Annotated in this window: 1 protein-coding gene; it reads left to right on the top strand. The window is 64.7% G+C overall.

Features of this window, described 5'->3' with window-relative positions; translation table 11 throughout:
- Positions 1-334: hypothetical protein (locus ACLQ25_RS32865; protein WP_425734615.1), on the top strand; the 334-nt coding region annotated here is incomplete at both ends.

Here is a 334-nt window from a genome sequence, read left to right as displayed (position 1 = left end):
GGTCATCGACCCGCCACACAACCAGTTGCCAGCGAACACCAATTCCTATTCCTATTCGGTCGCGGCTCAGTCATCATCCACACCCCAGGATCCCTGCCCCTTGCCCGAGGTCAGTCAGTACCCGGCCCAATACGGCACGACCGCGTTATACGGCGTCAACCAGCCGACCCCTTACGTCCCCCCCTACCCGCCCACCTACACCCGGTTCGCGGACAGCAACGGTCCCGCCTTCAACCCCGCCGGCCCGAGCATGTCCCACCACGACTACGCCCCCACCCCCGCCACATCGACCATCCAGTACGGCAACAGCAGCGTCGACCAGCAAGCCATCAGC

It is taken from the genome of Micromonospora sp. DT44 (assembly GCF_049841635.1).
Lineage (GTDB): Bacteria > Actinomycetota > Actinomycetes > Mycobacteriales > Micromonosporaceae > Micromonospora.
The sequence above is the reverse complement of the archived record's forward strand: the minus strand, read 5'-3'. Positions and strand labels throughout refer to the sequence as shown.